Below are 20,165 nucleotides of genomic sequence, written 5' to 3'. Positions count from 1 at the left end.
GAGCGGCGCAGGTTCACAAGCCACTCATGATCATTCTCCCGACCGCCAACTGGCTCCGGAAGTAGCCGCAGTACTTGGGCGCGCTATCGGGCATGTCCAGCATTCGGCGGTGATAGAAGATGTCCATCCGAACCGGCGGCAGCCGTGCCTCGGGCTCGAAATTGCTGGCCGGGATGAACATTACCTTCAACGGTCCGGCACCCGCAACCTCCACCGCAGGCTTGCCGCAGGTCCTGCAGACCCCGCGATTGAAGTTCGGCGGCGGACGGTATTTCTTGAATGAAATATTGCCGGCGCCCTTCAGCACGACGTCGTTGGCGCGAACGGCGACCACGTCCGCGAACGGTTTGCCATTGAACGCCTGGCAGATCAGACAATGGCACCGGAATCTGGCTTTCGGCGACGCATGCACCTCGAACGAGCAAGCGCCGCATTCGCAGGCGCCGCGCAGTGGCAACGGTGTGTCGGTGGTCATATTCTGCCGTTCTCGAGTTTCTGCTGAGCGCGATTGGGATCAGTGCCGGCGCTCATGCCGGCGCCGGGCGGAAGACCCAGCACGCGCGCCGTGTAGCCGTTGCGCAAGACGCCGGCCGGATCGACCGTACGACACAGCGCGCGGAACTCCGCGAGCCGCGGGTAGAGACGCGCGATGTCCCAGTAGTCCAGCGGAAAATGCTTGCCCCAGTGCAAGCGCGCGTCGACGAGCCGCAGCAGCGTGCGGGCGATCCAGGCACAGAGCTCGTAATAGGGTTGTCGCCGCTTCGGCGAGTCATAGGTGAAGATAGAGACCGAGTAATAGGCTTGATCCGCCGAAGCCGCCATCGAGACCAGCGTTGCCTCGGGCATGACGCGCCGGCAGAACACCAGGTAATGGTGAACGTAGCTGCCACGCAGCGCGACAAGAGCGTCGTAGGTGCCCGTCTCGCGCAGCTGCTTTTCGACATCAGGTTGAACCCGACTCCGGGTCCCGGCGCAGACCTCGATCGCGGCTTGAATCACTCCCATGGCGCGCGGAGCGCGGCCTCGGGCACGAAGAGCTCCATTTCCTCGTGGCAAAACAAGTCGTGCTTCATGGTGAGGACGTGCTCTGCGTCATCGATCCGCTCGTGGTTCTTCAGCATGAGGTGTGGCACGACTTTGAAGAACGTCCTGACGCCGACCAGGCCCGCCTTCCGACTGACGCGGACGAGCAGGTGAAAGATGACGTCCACGGCAACCAGATTAAAAACGCGGAAGATACGGGCCTTGACGCGAGCCCACGCAGACGTGCCCGACTCGCCGACAGCACGCCGCTCGAAAGTTAGCCATACCCAGCTGTAGGGTACGCAGAAAAATTGGGTGAGCGGCTGGTCCGCGTACAGGCCGAAGACTTCTTCCAGGCTTTGCCGGATGCGGACCGTCTCAGCGATCTTGTATTTCGAAACCGTAGGCAGTTCCACCGTGAGAATCACGCCCATGCAGCCGAGGCCGCAGCGCGCGGCCTCGAGCGCCGGTCCCTCCGAGAATTCGCGGATCACGGGCGTCCCGGACTCGGCATCGAACACAGCAGCACGGATCCGTCCGACATAGTGCGAAAGACTCTGCCGGCCCGATCCGTGGGTCCCAGTTGAGATCGCGCCCGAAACGGTCTGCTTCTTGATCGCGCCGAGCGTTGGAAGCGTCCGATCGGACCGTTTATGGAGCCAGTCGAGCAGATCTTGCAGGCGGCACCCGGCTCCGACGCGGGCGACGGGCTCGCCGTTCCGCTCAATCAGTTCCACGCCATCCAGCCGCCCCATGTCGATCGATACCCCGGCGCCGGCGGCAATATCGCTCCATGAGTGTTTCGAGCCGACCACGCGGATGGTCTGCCTGGAATGACGCGCCAGGATCTCGAGGACCTCGGCTTCAGAGGAAGGCTGGTATCGGCGCGTGTACCAGTGCTGATTGCCCCCGAAATTCACTTCGGGCAGCAATGCGGGATTCAACGGATCTTCCATGTGTCTTCCTCGACTCACAGACGCGATCATTCCTAGTAGCAGTGCCAGCCGAACTCGTTCGTGTTCATGAGGCTTTCCGCGTCGCTGGTGGGGTGAACTGATAGTTCCGACAGGAGGCTCTTGCCGTTGGCCTGCGATCTCAAGATGTCTCCCGAGGATCCGGCTCACTCGGAGGAGTGAGCCGGCTGATAGGCTACGCCAGTTCAGGCTCCAAGAATCCAGCGAGCCTTCGTGTGATCAACCGCTCCGCCTCCTCCATGATGCGGTCGATCAGTTCCTGCACCGTGGGAATGTCGTTGATCAGCCCGACGACCATGCCGCAGCTCCAGGCCCCTGCATCCATTTCGCCTTCAAGCATCACCCGCGGATAGACGCCTGCGACCTGGTCCATGATGTCTTCGAACTTGAGATCCGCTCCTTTTTCCTTCTCGGTCCGGATCAGTTGCTCGACGGCGGAGTTTGTGAGGACGCGCTCGGTATTGCGCAGGCTGCGCATCACGAGCCGAGTGTCGAGCTCGGTGGCAGCCACTATCGCATCCTTAACATTCTGGTGCACCGGTGCCTCTTGCGTCGCCACAAAGCGTGTGCCCATGTTCATGCCCTCTGCGCCCATCGCAAGCGCTGCCACCAGGCTGCGAGCGTCTGCCATGCCGCCGGAGGCCACGAACGGAATCTTCAATTCCTCGGCGGCCCGTGGCAAAAGGATCATGTTTGGCATGTCGTCCTCGCCTGGGTGGCCGCCGCACTCAAACCCGTCCACGCTGACCGCGTCACATCCGATCGCTTCGGCCTTCAAGGAATGTCGTACTGAGGTGCACTTGTGGATCACCTTGATGCCGGCTTTCTTGAGCGCGGGCATATAGGCCTCAGGGCTGCGCCCGGCTGTCTCGACGATGCGAACGCCGCCCTCGGCGATCGCTGCGATGTATTCCGGGTACGGAGGGGATGACAAAGTCGGGAGGAACGTGAGGTTCACGCCAAAAGGTTGGTCCGTCATCTCGCGGCAGCGGCGAATCTCCCTAGCCAGGAGCTCGGGCGTCTTCTGCGTCAGACCGGTGATGAGGCCAAGCCCGCCGGCATTGGACACGGCCGCAGCCAGTTCGGCGAAGCCGACGTAATGCATGCCGCCTTGGATGATCGGGTGGCGGATGCCGAAGAGTTCAGTGATGCGTGTTTTCATGTGTGTCTTTCACCAGGTTTCCATGTAGGGACGAAGGTCCATCTCGAACGTCCACGCGTCGCGAGGCTGGGTGTGCAGGTACCAGTAGTTCTCCGCGATGTGCTCGGGGTTCAGGATGCCGTCCTGTTCCTTCAGCGCATAGCGTTCGGGGAAGTTGCTGCGGATGAACTCTGTGTCGATCGCGCCGTCGACCACGACATGGGCCACGTGAATGCCACGTGGACCGAGCTCGCGCGCCATGCTCTGGGCCAGAGCACGCAGCGAATGCTTGGCTCCCGCAAAGGCCGCGAAATTTGCCGAGCCGCGAATGCCGGCTGTCGCGCCGGTAAAAGAATCGTGCCGTGCCCGCGCTGAACCATCCTGCGGGCGACCTCGCGTGCGTTCAGGAAAGCGCTGAAGGCCGCCATTTCCCAGATCTTCATGTACTTGCGCCCTGTCTCCTCCAGGATGCTGCTGGGCACGTTGGCGCCAATGTTGAAGACCATCACTTCGATCGGGCCGCGCTCCTTCTCGATTTGGTCGATGAGGGCGACAACGTCGTCCTCCTTGCGCGCATCGCTCCCATAGCCGAAGGCTTGGCCGCCAGCCGCACGGATACGCTGGACGGCTGGCTCCAGCTTGTCGGCCGAGCGCCGCGTGAGGCACGCGACATAGCCACCGCGGGCGAAGCGTGCGCCGATTGCGCTGCCGGTGGCGTCGCCCGCGCCGACGACGAGAGCCACACCGCTGTGGCTGGTCAATGGGTCCATACAGTCTCCTTTGGAAAACGTTCGTTGATTCATTGCACGTTAGTCAATGAACGATCGTTTGTCAATCGGTGATGTAGTCCAGCAAAACCCCGTTGACAGGCGCCTGCGAATAACATAGCTTACGTTAATCAAACGAACGTTAAGTTAAAAGGAGCTTCGATGCGCAAGTCAGTTGATTTTTTCTTCGATGTCGGCAGCCCAGCCTCATACCTGGCCTGGACGCAGTTGCCAGGTTTGTGCGCTAGCCATGGCGCTGATCTCGTCTACCGCCCGATGCTGCTCGGCGGCGTTTACCAGGCCACTGGCAACGCCTCGCCGACAGCCGTCCCTGTCAAAGGACGCTATACCCAAATGGACTACGAACGTCACGCTCGCCGGTATGGTGTCCCGCTCAAGGGAAATCCGCACTTCCCCATCATCACGTTGTTTCTCATGCGCGCGGTTACTGGGGTCCAGTTGCGCCGTCCCGAGCAGCTGCAGCAGCTGCTCGGTTGCGTGTTCAAGGCGCTGTGGGTCGACGCCCTGGATCTGAACGACGCGCAACTCACCGCCAACGCCCTGATCGCTGGCGGATTCGATCCTGGCGACATCGAGCGTTTAGCGCAGGATCCGGAGACAAAAGCTGCGCTGAAGGCCACGACGCAAGAAGCGGTGGAGCGCGGCGTATTTGGCGCGCCCACGCTGTTCGTCGGCGATCACATGTTTTTCGGGCAGGACCGGATGGACTTCGTTCGCGAGGCCTTGTCCTGACTGCCGGCAACCGCGCGAAGTGAATCACATGGAACAACGACTCTGGCATGCCTCCTATCCGGCAGGGCTTTCCCAAGAAATCAACCTCGACGAAAGTGAAACCCTCATCACGCTGCTGGATCGCGCATTCACGAAGCACGCCGCCAGGGCGGCCGTGACCTGCGCGGGTGAATCGCTGACCTTCGCACAGGTCGAGCATGCGTCCGCGCTGCTTGCGCGCTCGCTGCAGGCGGCCGGTCTCAAACGGGGCGACAGGGTGGCCCTGCTGCTGCATAACAATCTCATCTATCCGGTGGCACTGGCGGCGATCCTGCGTGCGGGCATGGTGGGCGTGACCATGAATCCGCTCTACACGGCGCGCGAGCTGGTTTATCAGTTGGCCGATTCCGGGGCTAGCGCGCTGATAGCGGCCGAGCCCTTCATGGGCCTGTTGAACGAAATCCTGGGCCAGACGCAACTCCGATACGTCCTGACTGTGCCGATGCGCGAGGTGAAACAGTCATTGTTCGCCACGGCCGGTGACGCCGATGCGCCGGCCCTGAACGGCCGCGCCCAAGTCGTGAGTCTGCGCGACGCGATGTCCGTGTTGCCCGACGTCGACTTCGCCAACGAGAAGGTCGCGCCGTCCGATCTTGCGTTTCTGCAGTACACCGGCGGCACGACAGGCGTTTCGAAGGGTGCGTGTCTGACACACCGCAGCGTGGTTGCCAGCTCGCTGCAGATGCGCTCTTGGCTAGGCCTCGCCCTCGACATCGACAACTTTGAAATCGTGACGCCGCTGCCGCTGTATCACATCTTTCCGCTCGGGACGACTTTGACGGCCCTTGCCAGCGGCGCCCACAACCGCCTGGTCGTCAACCCTCGCGATGCCACGGCACTTTGGGGCGAACTCAAGCGGGCACCCTTCGACATGCTGATCGGCGTCAACACAATGTTCAATGCCATGGTGATGCTGCCCGAGCTGGCCGGCATCGACTTCTCCCGATGCAACGTGGTCATTGGCGCCGGCGCCTCGATCCAGGAAGCGGTTGCCGCGAAGTGGGTCAAAGCCGGTGGACCGCCGATCACCGAGGCCTACGGGCTCACCGAAACATCACCCAGCGCCACCTTCAATGCGCCCGGTCGCAACGGCGCGATCGGTGCGCCGGTGCCGTCCACCGACGTTCTGATCGTCGACGATGCGGGCGAGCCAGTGCCGCTCGGCACGCCCGGTGAGTTGCTGATCAAGGGCCCACAGGTATTCGCCGGCTATTGGAACCGCGAAGACGAAACGCGAAAAGCATTCACGTCGGATGGCTGGTTCAAGACCGGAGACGTCGTCACTATGGATGCGCAAGGTCTGATTTCCATCGTGGATCGCAAGAAGGACATGATCCTGGTGTCGGGGTTCAACGTCTACCCGAACGAAATCGAGGGCGTGGTCGCGATGCACCCCGACGTGCTGGAGTGCGCGTGTATCGGCGTGCGCGACGAACGCTCCGGCGAGGTCCCGCACCTGTTCGTCGTACGCCGCTTACCGGAGCTGCGCCCGGAAGAGCTCGAAGTGCATTGCCGCGAGTTTCTTGCGGCCTACAAAGTGCCGCGCCACATCACCTTTCTGGAGGCTCTGCCAAAGTCGGCCGTGGGCAAGATCCTGCGAAAGGAACTGCGGGCACCCGTGTCAGCGGTTTAGCGGCCTCGCAATGGAGCTTCAGCCTGCCGCCGTTCGCAGGCGCTCCATCCCGACATCGTGCATGCCCAGCGACGCGAGCTTCTGAAGCGTGGCATCGAAGTATTCACGGCAGGTGCCGAGAGAGCCCGCTCCTGTGTTGATCATCCGTGCCATTTCGGTCAGGGGAGATTCTTCGTGTAGCGCGGATGTGAGCGATCGACCGTAAAGGTGATCGCCCGTACGGGCGCGCCGTCTGCTACGGCGACGACCCATCGCGCTTGATACACCTCCGTCAGCATCTCCCGGCGCCAGAGTACGCGCATTTCATCGCGCACTTTACGCGGCTCGATCTCGAGCAACAATCCCTGGCAGGCGCCACCTCTGTCAAGAGCGAGCATCAGCCCGGGGTGCCCCTGTGAGCCGCGCCCGACGATCGAGCGCAGACAGAAGCTGCGGTGCCAGCCGTGGACCTTCGCCGGGCGCACGCCCGCGTACTCCACCGCAGGGTTCCACATTAGCGAGCCGTATCCGAACACATGGACAGCGGTGTCGCGAGTGTGCCGAGACAGAATGGCTTCGATCGACGCTTCCAGCTCCTCAGCGGTGCGCAGTCGTGCGCCTGGGGGAAGCTGCGCATGTACCCCGGCCATGAATGCGTCGCTGAGAAGTCCGTCGCGAGTGACTTGCGCAGATGCAGTCACCGCGTTCGATCCGGGTTGGTCTTCGTCCTGCGGATTGCGACGGCGCATTTGCGAACCTCTTTACTTCGCCTCAACGACGGCCATGGTGATGCGCGACACACAGGTAAGCTGGCCCTCGTCGTTGGCCAGATCGATCTGCCAGACCTGCGTCGTGCGTCCGATGTGAACCGGCCGAACCGTGCCTGTGACCCAACCCCGCGTCACGCCGCGCAAGTGGTTGGCGTTGATGTCCAAGCCGACCGCGCGCTGGCCGTCACCGCAGCAAAAGTGCGCCGCGATAGAGCCCAGCGTTTCGGCCAACACCACAGAGACCCCACCATGAAGCAGGCCATAGGGCTGCCTGGTGCGCGCGTCCACCGGCACACGGCCTCGTATGAAGTCGCCGCCCACTTCAAGAAACTCGATCCCGAGGTGGCTGGCCGCCGTGTCCTGGTTGCTGGCGGTAATTTCTTCGACCGAGATGGATCTCTTCCAGATGCGCATGGCCTCAACTCCTGCGGTTTGACAGACTCCCGACCTTAACATAGCATTCGTTCAGTAAACGATCTCTCTGTCATCGGAGATACATGAACCAAGAAATTCAAATGCGCATCGAAGGCGGCGTTCTTACGCTCATCTTCAGCCGACTAGAGCGCAAGAACTCCATCACGGCCGGGATGTACCGCGAACTCACCGCCGCATTGGCCAGGGCCGACGGCGACCTCGCTGTGCGAGCCGTCGTGCTGGAGGGCCACGAATCGGTTTTCACCGCGGGCAACGACCTGGGAGATTTCCTGAAGGAACCGGGCGATGGCGAGCATTCCCCCGCATTCGCGTTCATGCGTGCACTCGCGAACTTCCCGAAACCACTGATCGCAGCGGTATGCGGCCCAGCAATTGGCATCGGCATGACTATGCTGCTGCATTGCGACTTGGTTTATGCGGGCGACAACGCGCTGTTCTCGATGCCGTTCGTTGACCTCGGACTGTGCCCGGAAGCGGCGTCGAGCCTCCTCGTGCCGCGGATGTTCGGCCATCACAGAGCTGCCGCCGCGCTACTCCTGGGAGAGCCGCTGAATGCTCAAGCCGCGCTCGAAGCAGGTCTTGTCAACAAGATCCTGCCGGCGGGGAGGTGAGCCCCTTTGCGCAGCAGCAGGCGCGCAAGGCCGCTTCCAAGCCCATGGCCAGCCTGCTGGAAACCAAGCGCCTGATGAAGTGCAGCGAAGAGGCCGACGTTCTGCGACGGATCGATGACGAGATCACGAGCTTCAGGCGGATGCTTGGAGAACCGGCGGCGAAGGAGGCCATTGGCGCATTCCTTGCCAGACGCAAGCCGGATTTCTCCAAGATGTGAGACGGCGATCAACGTTGAGCCTGCGCGGCGCCAGTCTCGCCTATGAATCGTGGGTAGCGCCGACTGCAGCCGAGGTGAAGTGTTCATTCTGCTTTTTACGCTACGAGCACTTCGCGCCAGCTCTTCGCCGTTCGTGGCACTAATCGACTACAGCACGGTGCTCGACTGACGCCCCCTTTTTTTGCAACACGACGCCACCCGGCTCGCGAGCTCATTGAAAGTTGCCATGCCCCTTCCCCTATCTCTTTCCAGACTTCCATTGCCCATCATCGCGTCGCCGCTGTTCATCATCAGCAACCCAAAACTGGTGATTGAGCAGTGCAAGGCAGGCGTCGTCGGTTCGATGCCAGCGCTCAACGCGCGTCCTGCCTCGCAGCTTGATGAATGGCTGTCGGAGATCACCGAGTCTCTCGCCGCCCACGACCGGGCCCATCCTGATCGGCCGGCAGCGCCGTTCGCCATCAACCAGATCGTGCACAGGAGCAATGATCGGCTAGAGCAGGACATGGGTTTGTGCGAGAAGTACAAAGTGCCTATCGTCATCACGTCCCTCGGCGCCCGCACCGAGGTCAATGATGCCGTTCACAACTGGGGAGGCGTTGTCCTGTGCGACATCATCGACAATCAATTCGCGCGCAAGGCCGTTGAAAAAGGGGCAGATGGTTTGATCGCGGTGGCGGCGGGCGCCGGCGGACACGCCGGAACGACAAGCCCATTTGCCCTGATCCAGGACCTCCGCACATGGTTCTACGGACCACTCGCACTTTCAGGCTCGATAGCAACGGGTCACGCCGTGCTCGCCGCGCAGGCAATGGGTGCCGATTTCGCCTACATCGGGTCGGCCTTCATCGCGACCGAGGAAGCGCGCGCAGACGAGAGATACAAGAGGATGGTCACCGAGTGCGACAGCGCGGACATCCTGTACTCCAATTGGTTCACCGGCGTGCATGGCAACTATCTGCGCCCATCGATCGTCAGGGCGGGGCTCGACCCGAACAATCTCCCCGCCAGCGATCCTTCTGCGATGAATTTCAGCCAGGCTGCAGACATCAAGGTCTGGAAGGACATCTGGGGCTGCGGCCAAGGTATCGGAGCGGTGAAGAGCGTGGTCACCACCGCTGAGTACGTGGCGCGGCTCGGCCGGGAATACAGGGATGCGATCGCGAAAGTCGCCAGTCTCACAGAGTCGAGGGAACCAAACTAATCCGCGTTCCGAAGTGCACCGTCAAAGCGCCCGGTCAGCGGTCCGAACGGGCTGCTGAGCTTTCGGCCGTTCGTGTCCCATCAAACGGCGCACTCTAGCGAAATGGAAGCCTGGATTGCGGGTGCGTGCGCGGCCGCCGACTACCTTGTCGGTGATGGAGGTTCTCGAGGAGGCTCTCGCTAAATCTAAAGTCGATTCGGAACACGTCATGGCCGCGTTGCGAGATCAGCGCCGTGACCTAAGCATCGGAGAAGCAACGTCGACTGCCATGGGCGAGTACCTTGCGCTGGCCGAAGCCGGAGTCGAGATGCGCAAGAAGTTCTGGGCCCCCGAGCTTGTGTTTCTTGAGGGAGGCCTCACGCCAGAGAGGTTCAGAGGTCGCATGGGCGCCATGCTCGACTGCCTTGTCATACAAGAGAAGCCGGAGAAAGAATTGGAGCTGTACTGGATTGGTCCTGGCACAGCGGTCGTAAGCGAGACAGCCGCCCAGTACCTCGGGTCCTTCCAATCGGCGCTTCACTTCGTAAGCGCGCGGTGATCCCGTCTTGAGTTGCGGGCTTGTGTCTATGACGATGGTGTCCACCAAGGATTTAGGTGGACACCTATGGAAGACTCCAAGCGCGTGAGCCGACGGCGCCACGCGGCCGATCTGAAGCGGCAAGTGTTGGCGGCGTGCGCAGAGCCCGGGGCGTCTGTGGCTCAAGTGGCGCTGGCCCATGGCCTCAACGCCAACCTCGTTCACAAGTGGCGCCGCATGGTTGACACGAGAGGCACCGCCTCGAAGGCCGGCGACTCGCAAGCCGAGTTCGTCTCGCTCACGTTGGCGCCAGGCGCTGCGGTCGTGGATGACATCCACCTTGAACTTCGCCGAGGCGCGATCGCGGTGAGCGTGACCTGGCCGTTAAGCGCGTCAGGCCAATGTGCCGCCTGGTTGCGCGAGATCCTCAGGTGATCCGGGTCGACGCGCTGTGGCTTGCCGTCGAGCCGTTGGACATGCGGGCAGGCACAGAAGCGGCACTGGCGCGTGTGGTGCGTGTCTTCGGCGCCGCGCGCCCGCACCACGCCTACCTGTTCGCTAACCGCCGCGCCAACCGCATGAAGGTCCTGGTGCATGACGGCATCGGAATCTGGCTGTCGGCACGACGCCTGCACCAAGGCAAGTTCGTCTGGCCCAAGGACAGCGGCACCACCCTCTGTCTGACCCATCCCCAGTTCGATGCGCTGGTGCTCGGTCTGCCGTGGCAGCGGATTGGCGAAGCTGGGGTGATCTGCGTGCTGTAGTGCAATTGCCGAATGTGCTGATGCGTGGGCACGCACACCGGGGCACCATCACCTTCCGTGATCGACACGGCAGACCTTGACCACCTGGACGCGCAGCAACTGCGCGAGATGGTCCTCTTGCTCAGAAGAGGGGCCGCGGCCGACAAGCTTGAGATCGCACGTCGCGACCACGAGATCGCGTTCAAGCAAGCGGCCATCGACAAGCTCACGCACGAGATGGCCGTGCTCAAGCGGTTGAAGTTCGCCGCCAAGTCGGAAGCCTTCAATGCCGAGCAGAAGAGCCTGCTGGAAGAGACCATCGACGCCGACTTGGCGGCGATGGAGCGTGAGATGGAGGAACTCGCGACCGTGCCGTCCGCGCAGCGCGAGAAGCAGCAACCCAAGCGCCAGCCACTGCCCGCGCACTTGCCGCGCCGGGAGATCCGCCACGAGCCCGAGAGCACCACCTGTGCCTGCGGCTTCACCCTCCAGCGCATCGGCGAGGATGTGGCAGAGAAGCTCGACTACCAGCCAGGCGTGTTCAGCGTCGAGCGTCACGTGCGCGGCAAATGGGTCTGCGCGAAGTGCGAGACGCTGGTGCAGGCGCCCGTCGCCCCGCACATCATCGACAAGGGCATCCCGACGGCTGGGCTGCTCTCGCAGGTGCTGGTGGGCAAGTACATGGACCACTTGCCGCTGTACAGGCAAGAGGCCATCTTCGGTCGCGCTGGCCTCGCCATATCGCGCTCGACACTGGCCAGCTGGGTCGGGCAGTGCGGCGTGCAGCTACAGCCTCTGGTCGATGCGCTCAAGCGCGAGATGCTCGAAGACCGCGTGCTGCATGCCGACGAGACCCCCGTAGCGATGCTCAAGCCCGGCAACGGCAAGACACACCGGGCTTACCTCTGGAGCTACTGCACGACCAGCTACAGCGCGCTGCGCGCGGTGGTGTTCGACTTCGCCGACAGCCGCGGCGGCCAGCATGCGCGCGCCTTCCTCGGGCTGCCGGGCGAGCATGGCTGGCGCGGCACACTGGTGTGCGACGACTTCAGTGGCTACAAGGCGTGCTTCGAGCTGGGCATCACCGAGGCGGGTTGCCTGGCCCATGCAAGGCGCAAGTTCCACGAACTCTGGGCCAATCACGGCAGCCCGGTCGGCGAGCAGGCGCTGAAGTTCTTCGGCGAGCTCTACGGCGTCGAACGCGAGGTCGCCAAGCTTGAGCCTGAGGATCGAAGGCGAATACGACAAGAGAGGTCGCGCAAGGTGGCTGATGCCCTGCAGCAATGGCTCGCCGGGCAACGGCAGCGGGTGCCGGATGGTTCGGCCACGGCCAGGGCCATCGACTACAGCCTCAAGCGCTGGCAGGCGCTCACGCGCTACATCGACGACGGCGATCTGCCGGCGGACAACAACTGGGTGGAGAACCATATCCGCCCGATCGCCATCGGGCGATCGAATTGGCTGTTCGCGGGATCGCTACGGGCAGGCCAGCGCGCCGCGGCCATCATGAGCTTGATCCAGTCAGCGAAGCTCAATGGACATGAGCCGCACGCGTACCTCAGCGACGTCCTCGAGCGGCTGCCCACGCAGCCGGCCAGTCGCGTCACGGAGCTGTTGCCGCATCACTGGCAGCGACCAGCAGGTCGCTGATCAAAGGACCGTCGTCAACACGGGATCACCGCGCGCTTACTTCACTTCAGCCAGCTTCATCTTAAATCTGGTGGAGGTGCGTATGCGACGGAAGACCGTAAGCGCGCGGTGATCCCGTCTTGAGCTTGGCCCCAGTGTCTATGACGATGGTGTCCACCAAGGATTTAGGTGGACACCTATGGAAGACTCCAAGCGCGTGAGCCGGCGGCGCCACGCGGCCGATCTGAAGCGGCAAGTGTTGGCGGCGTGCGCAGAGCCCGGGGCGTCTGTGGCGCAAGTGGCGCTAGCCCATGGCCTCAACGCCAACCTCGTTCACAAGTGGCGCCGCATGGTTGACGCGAGAGGCACCGCCTCGAAGGCCGGTGACCCGCAAGCCGAGTTCGTCTCGCTCACGCTGGCGCCAGGCCCTGCAGTCGTAGGTGACATCCACCTTGAGCTTCGCCGGGGCGCAATCGCGGTGAACGTGACATGGCCGCTGAGCGCATCAAGCCAATGCGCCGCCTGGCTGCGCGAGATCCTCAGGTGATCCGCGTCGACGCGCTGTGGCTGGCCATCGAGCCGTTGGACATGCGTGCAGGCACCGAAGCGGCGCTGGCGCGCGTGGTGCGTGTCTTCGGCGCCGCGCGCCCGCACCACGCCTACCTGTTCGCCAACCGGCGTGCGAATCGCATGAAGGTCCTGGTGCACGATGGCATCGGCATCTGGCTGTCGGCACGACGCCTGCACCAGGGCAAGTTCGTCTGGCCCAAGGACAGCGGCACCACGCTCAGCCTGACCCCTCCCCAGTTCGATGCGCTGGTGCTCGGACTGCCGTGGCAGCGTATCGGCGAAGCTGGAGTGATCTGCGTGCTGTAGTGCAATTGCCGAATGTGCTGATGCGTGGGCGCGCACGCTGGGGCACCATCACCTTCCGTGATCGACACGGCCGACCTTGACCACCTGGACGCGCAGCAGCTGCGCGAGATGGTCCTCTCCCTGAGGAGAGGGGCTGCAGCCGACAAGCTTGAGATCGCACGTCGCGAACACGAGATCGCGTTCAAGCAGGCCGCCATCGACAAGCTCACGCACGAGATGGCCGTGCTCAAGCGGTTGAAGTTCGCCGCCAAGTCGGAAGCCTTCAACGCCGAGCAGAAGAGCCTGCTGGAAGAGACCATCGACGCCGACTTGGCGGCAATGGAGCGTGAGCTGGAGGAACTCGCGACCGCGCCGTCTGCGCAGCGTGAGAAGCAACAGCCCAAGCGCCAGGCACTGCCCGCGCACTTGCCGCGCCGGGAGATCCGCCACGAGCCGGAGAGCACCACCTGTGCCTGCGGCTGCACCCTCCAACGCATCGGCGAGGACGTGGCCGAGAAGCTCGACTACCGCCCTGGGGTGTTCAGCGTCGAGCGCCACGTGCGCGGCAAGTGGGTCTGCACGAAGTGCGAGACGCTGGTGCAGGCGCCTGTCGCCCCGCACATCATCGACAAGGGCATCCCGACGGCTGGGCTGCTCTCGCAGGTGCTGGTGGGCAAGTATCTGGACCACTTGCCGCTGTACAGGCAGGAAGCCATCTTCGGTCGCGCGGGCCTCGCCATCCCGCGCTCGACACTGGCCAGCTGGGTCGGACAGTGCGGCCTGCAGCTGCAGCCGCTGGTCGATGCGCTCAAGCGTGAGATGCTTCAAAGCCGCGTACTGCATGCGGACGAGACGCCGGTGGCAATGCTCAAACCCGGCAACGGCAAGACGCATCGGGCGTACCTCTGGAGCTATTGCACGACTGCCTACGACACGCTTCGCGCTGTGGTGTTCGACTTTGCCGACAGCCGGGGCGGGCAGCATGCCCGCGCCTTCCTCGGGCTCACGGGTGAGCACGGCTGGCGCGGCACGCTGGTGTGCGACGACTTCTCGGGCTACAAAGCCTGTTTCGAGCTGGGCGTCACCGAAGCCGGCTGCCTGGCGCACGCACGGCGCAAGTTCCATGAGCTGTGGATCGCCCACGCCAGCCAGGTTGGCGAGCAGGCGCTGAAGTTCTTCGGTGAGCTCTACGACATCGAGCGAGCCGTCGCCGAACTGGCAACCGCGGACCGCAAGCGCGTCCGCCAGGAGCGATCGCGTAAGGTAGCCGATGCACTGCATCAATGGCTCACTTCGCAGCGACAGCGGGTGCCAGAGGGCTCGGCCACAGCCAAAGCCATCGACTACAGCCTGAAGCGCTGGGTGGCGCTGACGCGCTACATCGACGACGGCGATCTGCCCGCCGACAACAATCGGGTGGAGAACCAGATCCGACCGATCGCGCTGGGTCGATCAAACTGGCTCTTCGCCGGATCGCTACGCGCCGGCCAGCGGGCCGCAGCCGTCATGAGCCTGGTGCACTCCGCGCGGCTCAATGGTCACGAGCCGCACGCGTACTTCAAGGACGTTATCGAGCGGCTACCCACGCAGCCGGCCAGTCGCGTCGCAGAACTATTGCCTCATCGCTGGCAGCCATTGGCTGCAAACTGAATCGCGGCCGTGCGGTCGATGGCCCCCTGCTCAGGAAAGCGCCTTCAGCAAGCCGACAAGGCCGTCCAGGTCGGCAGGTTTGCCGAAGTGGTGGTCGAACGCGCCGTTGCCTTCGATCTGGGCGAGCCGCACCACGTTGCCCGACAACGCGATCAGCAGCGGCGCAGCCTCAGGATAGGCCGCGCGCAGAGCGAACGCGAGCGCTTCGCCGTCCAGGCCCGGCATTTCCAGGTCGAGAACGGCCGCGTCCGGCCGCTCCCGGATCGCCAGATCGAGCCCGGCCTGACCCCCATGGGCCACGCGCACCGCGGCCTGGGGAAGATGAAGCCCGAGCAGCAAGCCCAGCAGGTCCGCGGCCTCGGCTTCGTCGTCGGCGATCAAGATCACCGGCTGTGTCATAGGACTCTTGCTTCCTGATGACTTTGCTGTAAGGTTTCCATTCGCCTTCCTTCACCCACCGACATGCAACTTGCCACGTTCCTTGAGTCCGCCAGAGAACCCATCCTCGAGGCGGCCATCGCCTTCGCCCGCACCATTCCGGCGCTGCGCGAGATGGACGAGCCGGCGCTGAGGGATCACCTGCCGCAACTGCTGGAGGCGATTTCAGCGGACTTGCGGGATCCCCAAAGTAGGACGGAGTCGATTGCGAGGTCCCATGGCGAAGCACCAACGCCGTCGTCGCAGACCTCGGCCCAGACGCATGGGCTGTTGCGCGCGCGCAGGGGCATCTCGATTGAGCAGCTTGTGGCTGAGTTCCGGGCGCTGCGCTCCTCGATCCTTCGCCTCTGGGGCGACGCACACCCGCCCGGGCCCGGTGCCATTGATGAGACCAACCGCTTCAACGAAGCGATCGACCAGGCCGTGGCCGAGTCGGTGCAGTTCTATGCGCAGGAGCGCGAGCGCTGGCGGCAGATCTTCCTCGGGATCCTCGGGCACGACCTTCGCGGTCCGCTCAATTCGGTCGCGCTGACGGTCGAGTTGATGCGCGCGGAAGCGGTCGCGCCCGCGGCGCAGACGGCGCTGCTCTCTCGCGGCGTGAAGCGCCTTGCATCCCTGCTGGACTCGCTGCTGGAGTACAGCCGGGCCAGCTTCGGCGCCGGCATGGTGCTGCGGCGGGCTCCGGTCGACCTCGCCGCGGCCTGTGCCGAAGAACTGGAACTGCTCCGGGTTGGCCACCCCGGGGCCGAGATCGCCTTCGAGGTGCATGGGGACACCGAAGGGGCCTTCGACGCGTCCCGCGTGCGCGAAGCGCTCGGGAACCTCGTGTCGAACGCGGTCAAGCATGGGGAACCTTCGGGGCAGGCCATGGTGAGGATCGAAGGAGGCGACTCCTCCGTTCGCATCTCGGTGGAGAACGCGGGCGAGATCCCCTCGGAAGACATCGAGATGTTGTTCGAGCCGCTGCGCCAGCGCGACATGCCCTCCGCGGCGGCCGAACGAACGCACCTGGGTCTGGGGCTGTTCATCGCCAGGCAGATCGCCAGGGCGCACGGCGGGGAGACGGTTGGCACCTGCGCGGCGGGGCGGGTGCGGTTCACTATCGAACTGCCGAAAGCGGGTTCGCGAGGGGACGGCGGGGAAGCGGGCTGATTGCCGGGCTTCACGCGGAGTCGCGCTGTGCCTCTCACACCGCCATCGCTGCAGTTGTGGGAACAGATGGAGAGCCTCACTCGTGAGGCTGAGTGGCACTTGCACCTGAAGCTGCTCGCTTACTTCCGCGGTTATGGGCCTGCACCTGAACCAAGAGACTTCGAGTTGGTCGAGGATGCCAGAGTGCTCGCGAGCGAGCATCTTCAACGATGGCTCCAGGAGCAGGCCATTTAGCTTGGGTGCAACCGGTCAAGATGACTTGGCTGGACGCATACGGAAGACCTAAGCCGCAGAGCGATTGAGTGCCCGTTCTCAGGAGGGTGCAAGAGCGAAAAGAATGATGGCTACCCTCGTGAGTGCAAAACAGCCCCATGGAAACGCTTCACGCCACCGCATTCCAATGATTTGGTATGTTGGTACGCGGCGGGCGTCAAGACGCTGAGGAGGTCCCGCCAAGTCCTTACAGTGCCCGAAGGCGCTTCGTCAGCTATGCCGCCAGAGTTCTTCCAAGTGTTCGAGCTGTGAGTGCATGGGCATACATGACAGCTTCGACTACAAGGTGGTTGATGTGGAACCCGAAGGGTACATGGACAATCGGCGGGAGAGTTCGAGAACAGCAACTTCGACGCTGGATGGTTCTCGAGATTGGGACCTTGACCAACCCAAGAAGCTGTTCATAGCATCTGTCGCCCGACCAGGGTTAGCAGTGCCGGTTGGCCAGATCTGATAGCTCTACTCCCTTGGTTTTCCTCCTTTCGCCTGCCTGCGGAAGAGGCTAAGGTTTCTGTACGTGGAATGCACGTGTGACGCTTGTCCCTCGGCCATGTCAACCTATCCGCAACGAATTCGCGACAACATTCTTCCTTTGTCAATCGGCGCCACACTGCCGGAAGCATTTGAAGAATGGAGCTTTACAGAAGAAACTGTTGATCACGGCCACGCTACCGAGACCTGCGAGCTGTGCGAGCAAGAAGAACTCCGGTATCACTTCCGCATTCAGAACCAATTGACGGCCCATCGACTTTGGGTCGGTTCGCAGTGCATCTTGAGATTCGATGTGTCTGTCTTTGAGCAAGGCATGAGGCTTTCTGCCGCGGATGCAAAGAAGAAGCTCAGCCGGCTCATGCAGCAGATGCACTTGGAGTCGTGCATCAAAGCGCTTGAGCGGCTCACCGTGTCTGAGAGCAACCCGATTCTCTCGAACGCTCTGACCTACTTCCGTACAAACAAGAGCTTGACACCAAAATTTGCCTTTGTGGTCCTCTGGCGACTGCAGGCACACCGCATAGACCACAACCCGGGCTTTTTCAAGGTAAGCCTACAGAAAGACCGTCACAAGGCGGACCTAGCAACAATGGAAACGTCGAAGGTTCACCTTATCTGGCCAGCCCTCAGTCCCGCTCAGCGTGCTGTAGCTATGCGACTGGGACATGTCGCTCCCGCGCCAAGGCCATAAGGATTCAAGCTCGTCGTCAGTTCGATTTGTCCCCGCCGTGGGTGATCTCAAAGGCGCTTTGGGGGGCGCACCAGGTAAACCACAACAGTTCGCAAGCAACTGTGAATCGTCGCGCGAGCATTCAACTGGGAAGCTGGATGCGCCGTTTGTCAGCAGCCACAAAGTACGCGTAATGCCGTTGGTAAAGGTCACGACGGGCGATGCAGGCTGCCGCCGGGGATCGATCCTCGAAAGCAGATCTGCCAAAAAATGCTCGTTGGTGTTGAACCGGCATCCAACGGTGGCGAGGGGTACCGGGTTTTCGACGCCCAATGCAAATCCTTTGGCCGCGAGACCGAACTTGTAGTCATGGATCCAAGTGGTCGGGTCGCCATTGGCCTCGTGTGCATGCAGACCCGCGCGATCGGCCCGCCAATGCAGTAGGAAGCGCTGCGAATCGACAAGAACGACCATTCGGCCTGTATTGCTGTAGTTCGTGCTGTCCATCCGCATATAGACACTCCTCCCCGACCTGAGCACTACCTCGTACACGGCCTTCCTGTTTTCCCACGGATTAAGACCACGCACTTCGAATAGTCGAGTGGTCGCTTCGATCGGCAGATCGTCGGAGTTCCTTTTGCGCATTCGTCAATCCTTGTTCCTGGGTCGCGGCTACCAGCCATCATCGAGTTGTGAGCTGAGAGGGTCAACTCTGATAGCAACCAACAACACGCTTTCGTAGAGATACTTGACGCGGCCGCATCAATGGAGCCGTACGAGCCCATGTCGCTGGAGCAAGCCATTGAAGAACTCGATGATCATCGCTGTAGCCTTCTGCGCATTCGCTGGCTCTTCTGAGAAAAATTCTCGCGCGCCGAAGCGATAGACCTCATAGCCGGAGAGTCGCAGTCTCCGATCCTCCGCGGCCATGTCCGCATACTTTGAAGCATTCGCGCGGTAGCGTCCACTTGGCTCCACGTCCCCGTAGTGGTGCTGACCATCTACCTCCAGCACGACCCGGACGCCGGTAGCGAGCAGCATGAGAAAGTCCATGCGCTGCCGCTCTAGAACCTTTTCCTGCCCCCTTTCCCGCTTCGTATAGGGATCGTAGTGGAGGTAAACCTGCGGAAGAAGGGCTGGGCATTGACCCGGGTCCAACCTCCCAAAGTGCTCGTAGTAGGTCCTGAAGAGCATTAGTTCACCTGGCGAGCCAGTTTGTTTCACGGACTCCTGGAGCCGCATGAACAACGTGCGTTTGGCGGCGAGTTCGTCGGGAGTTTTGGTGCGGCCCGCCCACCAGGTCTGCAGTTGAGCCCAAGACAGCAGGCCGGACGGAAGCGCCTGGTCGAAAACCAAGACCTTGTCCGCATTCTTCACGATCTCCACATCGTTGCTGACGGCATCGCGGATGATGAGCTCTGGCTTCGGCCCGATCGACGCGAAGATCAAGTTCTTCATGGCGCCTTCCACACCCGGCGCCGCACGTACCACCCCATAGATTGGATAGCCTGATTGGGACGAAATCGCCCTTACGGCGAAGCCGTCGCGTTGGAGGTGGCGCGAAATGGCCTCGACCAGTTCAGCCTGCTCCTGGTCACGACGGGCCAGCGGATCGAGGACCGCGTCGATCAGTCGAAAGAACGTGGTCTGAGAACAATCCAGAACGCCGCAATGCTCCAGCATCTGCTGGTGCGACCAGGCGTTATTGAGCAGGTAATGCTGGGTGATCGGCCCGGCAGATCGGGCGCCGAGTAGCTGACCGAATCGCTCGCCGGCGATTACCTGCGCACCCAGGACGCGTTCCAGCGTTTCGAGAAGGGGCTGATCGCCGAACAGAGACTCCACGGCGTTTAACGCCTGAAGAACGTCCTTGCGCACCAATTTGCTGACCCGATATTGGCTGTGTTGAGTCATTTCCTCGAACAGCATGTCCAGCGGCTCGTAGTCGACCTCATTGAGCACACGCTGAGTCAGGTCCAGGAGTTCCGGCTCGCCCTTGTCTTGGAGCATTGGCAGGACATAGGCCTTCTTGCTGCGGAAGGCGCTTGCCTCGTCTTCCGGCGTGGCTGTCTCTTGCAGCCGCAACTTGACGCAAAAGGCAGGTACCTCATAGGACTTCTTGACCCCAATGCCCAACGCGATCTGCAACCGAAGTTGATCCAGTCGCTCGGCGTGTAATCTCTTTGCGGACCTCATGGA

The 20,165-nt window shown here is 62.4% G+C and carries 22 protein-coding genes and 2 pseudogenes; 13 read left to right on the top strand and 11 right to left on the bottom strand.

Features of this window, described 5'->3' with window-relative positions:
• Window positions 1–13 precede the first annotated feature (13 nt).
• The 5 genes and pseudogenes from M0765_RS13870 to M0765_RS13850 all read right to left on the bottom strand — a co-directional run bounded on the left by M0765_RS13870 (window position 14) and on the right by M0765_RS13850 (window position 3,908).
• Complete coding sequence (locus tag M0765_RS13870) at window positions 14–475, bottom strand: GFA family protein (RefSeq protein WP_258504186.1); 462 nt, start codon at window positions 473–475, stop codon at window positions 14–16.
• Window positions 472–1,005 carry a D-arabinono-1,4-lactone oxidase gene (locus M0765_RS13865; RefSeq protein WP_258504185.1) on the bottom strand — a complete coding sequence of 178 codons (534 nt, stop codon included), beginning with the start codon at window positions 1,003–1,005 and terminating at the stop codon, window positions 472–474. Before M0765_RS13865 ends, M0765_RS13870 begins: the two co-directional genes overlap by 4 nt.
• Window positions 996–1,979, bottom strand: coding sequence for an FAD-binding protein (locus tag M0765_RS13860; RefSeq protein ID WP_258504184.1), 984 nt, complete (start codon window positions 1,977–1,979; stop codon window positions 996–998). The genes M0765_RS13865 and M0765_RS13860 overlap by 10 nt, the downstream gene beginning before the upstream one ends.
• Window positions 1,980–2,172: 193 nt before the next feature.
• Window positions 2,173–3,159 carry an NAD(P)H-dependent flavin oxidoreductase gene (locus M0765_RS13855; RefSeq protein WP_258504183.1) on the bottom strand — a complete coding sequence of 329 codons (987 nt, stop codon included), beginning with the start codon at window positions 3,157–3,159 and terminating at the stop codon, window positions 2,173–2,175.
• Between the two features lie 9 nt (window positions 3,160–3,168).
• Window positions 3,169–3,908, bottom strand: a pseudogene (locus M0765_RS13850) (SDR family oxidoreductase).
• Between the two features lie 159 nt (window positions 3,909–4,067).
• Between M0765_RS13850 and M0765_RS13845 the strand changes: the two are divergent.
• Together M0765_RS13845 and M0765_RS13840 are read left to right on the top strand one after the other, a co-directional pair.
• Window positions 4,068–4,658 (top strand): 2-hydroxychromene-2-carboxylate isomerase, encoded by a 591-nt coding sequence (locus M0765_RS13845; RefSeq protein WP_258504182.1) that lies wholly within the window; start codon window positions 4,068–4,070, stop codon window positions 4,656–4,658.
• Between the two features lie 28 nt (window positions 4,659–4,686).
• Entirely contained in the window at window positions 4,687–6,330 is a 1,644-nt protein-coding gene (locus M0765_RS13840) for an AMP-binding protein (RefSeq protein ID WP_258504181.1), read from the top strand.
• An 18-nt stretch (window positions 6,331–6,348) separates the two neighbouring features.
• On the opposite strand, the gene M0765_RS13835 is transcribed toward M0765_RS13840, so the two are convergent.
• From M0765_RS13835 to M0765_RS13825, 3 genes are read right to left on the bottom strand one after another with little or no spacing between them, the layout of a single operon-like run.
• Window positions 6,349–6,474, bottom strand: coding sequence for a hypothetical protein (locus tag M0765_RS13835; RefSeq protein ID WP_258504180.1), 126 nt, complete (start codon window positions 6,472–6,474; stop codon window positions 6,349–6,351).
• Window positions 6,475–6,488: 14 nt separating this feature from the next.
• Complete coding sequence (locus M0765_RS13830) at window positions 6,489–7,058, bottom strand: gamma-glutamylcyclotransferase (RefSeq protein ID WP_258504179.1); 570 nt, start codon at window positions 7,056–7,058, stop codon at window positions 6,489–6,491.
• 12 nt (window positions 7,059–7,070) lie between these two features.
• Window positions 7,071–7,493 carry a hotdog fold thioesterase gene (locus M0765_RS13825; RefSeq protein WP_258504178.1) on the bottom strand — a complete coding sequence of 141 codons (423 nt, stop codon included), beginning with the start codon at window positions 7,491–7,493 and terminating at the stop codon, window positions 7,071–7,073.
• Between the two features lie 83 nt (window positions 7,494–7,576).
• Between M0765_RS13825 and M0765_RS13820 the strand changes: the two are divergent.
• The 9 genes and pseudogenes from M0765_RS13820 to tnpC (M0765_RS13785) all read left to right on the top strand — a co-directional run bounded on the left by M0765_RS13820 (window position 7,577) and on the right by tnpC (M0765_RS13785) (window position 14,941).
• A pseudogene (locus M0765_RS13820) lies at window positions 7,577–8,343 on the top strand (enoyl-CoA hydratase).
• A 226-nt stretch (window positions 8,344–8,569) separates the two neighbouring features.
• Window positions 8,570–9,547: an NAD(P)H-dependent flavin oxidoreductase gene (locus tag M0765_RS13815; RefSeq protein ID WP_258504177.1), complete on the top strand. Its 978-nt coding sequence runs from the start codon at window positions 8,570–8,572 to the stop codon at window positions 9,545–9,547.
• A 268-nt stretch (window positions 9,548–9,815) separates the two neighbouring features.
• Window positions 9,816–10,085, top strand: a complete 270-nt coding sequence (locus M0765_RS13810; RefSeq protein WP_258504176.1) for a hypothetical protein — start codon at window positions 9,816–9,818, stop codon at window positions 10,083–10,085.
• 66 nt (window positions 10,086–10,151) lie between these two features.
• Complete coding sequence (tnpA, locus tag M0765_RS13805; RefSeq protein ID WP_258504175.1) at window positions 10,152–10,499, top strand: IS66-like element accessory protein TnpA; 348 nt, start codon at window positions 10,152–10,154, stop codon at window positions 10,497–10,499.
• A complete protein-coding gene (tnpB, locus tag M0765_RS13800) occupies window positions 10,496–10,828 on the top strand; it encodes an IS66 family insertion sequence element accessory protein TnpB (protein ID WP_258504174.1) in 333 nt (110 codons plus the stop codon). Before tnpA (M0765_RS13805) ends, tnpB (M0765_RS13800) begins: the two co-directional genes overlap by 4 nt.
• A gap of 108 nt (window positions 10,829–10,936) precedes the next feature.
• Complete coding sequence (gene tnpC, locus M0765_RS13795) at window positions 10,937–12,457, top strand: IS66 family transposase (RefSeq protein ID WP_274708963.1); 1,521 nt, start codon at window positions 10,937–10,939, stop codon at window positions 12,455–12,457.
• A gap of 178 nt (window positions 12,458–12,635) precedes the next feature.
• The gene (gene tnpA, locus M0765_RS29440; protein WP_429610583.1) at window positions 12,636–12,983 is read left to right on the top strand and encodes an IS66-like element accessory protein TnpA; all 348 of its coding nucleotides are present in this window, start codon (window positions 12,636–12,638) and stop codon (window positions 12,981–12,983) included.
• Window positions 12,926–13,312: an IS66 family insertion sequence element accessory protein TnpB gene (gene tnpB, locus M0765_RS13790; protein ID WP_258504173.1), complete on the top strand. Its 387-nt coding sequence runs from the start codon at window positions 12,926–12,928 to the stop codon at window positions 13,310–13,312. Before tnpA (M0765_RS29440) ends, tnpB (M0765_RS13790) begins: the two co-directional genes overlap by 58 nt.
• A gap of 57 nt (window positions 13,313–13,369) precedes the next feature.
• Window positions 13,370–14,941, top strand: a complete 1,572-nt coding sequence (tnpC, locus tag M0765_RS13785) for an IS66 family transposase (RefSeq protein ID WP_446751551.1) — start codon at window positions 13,370–13,372, stop codon at window positions 14,939–14,941.
• A gap of 30 nt (window positions 14,942–14,971) precedes the next feature.
• Here the strand turns inward: tnpC (M0765_RS13785) and M0765_RS13780 are convergent, their stop codons facing one another.
• On the bottom strand, window positions 14,972–15,322 hold the full coding sequence (locus tag M0765_RS13780) for a response regulator (protein WP_258504172.1): 351 nt from the start codon (window positions 15,320–15,322) through the stop codon (window positions 14,972–14,974).
• 81 nt (window positions 15,323–15,403) lie between these two features.
• Here M0765_RS13780 and M0765_RS13775 point away from each other — a divergent pair, with 81 nt between their 5' ends.
• Both M0765_RS13775 and M0765_RS13770 read left to right on the top strand, forming a co-directional pair.
• The gene (locus M0765_RS13775; RefSeq protein ID WP_258504171.1) at window positions 15,404–16,531 is read left to right on the top strand and encodes a sensor histidine kinase; all 1,128 of its coding nucleotides are present in this window, start codon (window positions 15,404–15,406) and stop codon (window positions 16,529–16,531) included.
• Window positions 16,532–17,354: 823 nt separating this feature from the next.
• Window positions 17,355–17,987: a hypothetical protein gene (locus tag M0765_RS13770; RefSeq protein WP_258504170.1), complete on the top strand. Its 633-nt coding sequence runs from the start codon at window positions 17,355–17,357 to the stop codon at window positions 17,985–17,987.
• Here M0765_RS13770 and M0765_RS29435 read toward each other — a convergent pair.
• Both M0765_RS29435 and M0765_RS13765 read right to left on the bottom strand, forming a co-directional pair.
• Window positions 17,877–18,440, bottom strand: coding sequence for a plasmid fertility inhibition factor family protein (locus M0765_RS29435; RefSeq protein WP_446751597.1), 564 nt, complete (start codon window positions 18,438–18,440; stop codon window positions 17,877–17,879). The two genes, M0765_RS13770 and M0765_RS29435, sit on opposite strands and share 111 nt — an antisense overlap.
• Window positions 18,441–18,728: 288 nt before the next feature.
• Window positions 18,729–20,114, bottom strand: coding sequence for an AbiJ-related protein (locus M0765_RS13765; protein ID WP_258504169.1), 1,386 nt, complete (start codon window positions 20,112–20,114; stop codon window positions 18,729–18,731).
• Between the last annotated feature and the right edge of the window lie 51 nt (window positions 20,115–20,165).

This window comes from Variovorax sp. S12S4 (assembly GCF_023195515.1).
Taxonomy (GTDB): Bacteria; Pseudomonadota; Gammaproteobacteria; order Burkholderiales; family Burkholderiaceae_C; genus Variovorax.
Note: the sequence above shows the minus strand (reverse complement) of the source record. Positions and strands in the feature narration are given on the sequence as shown.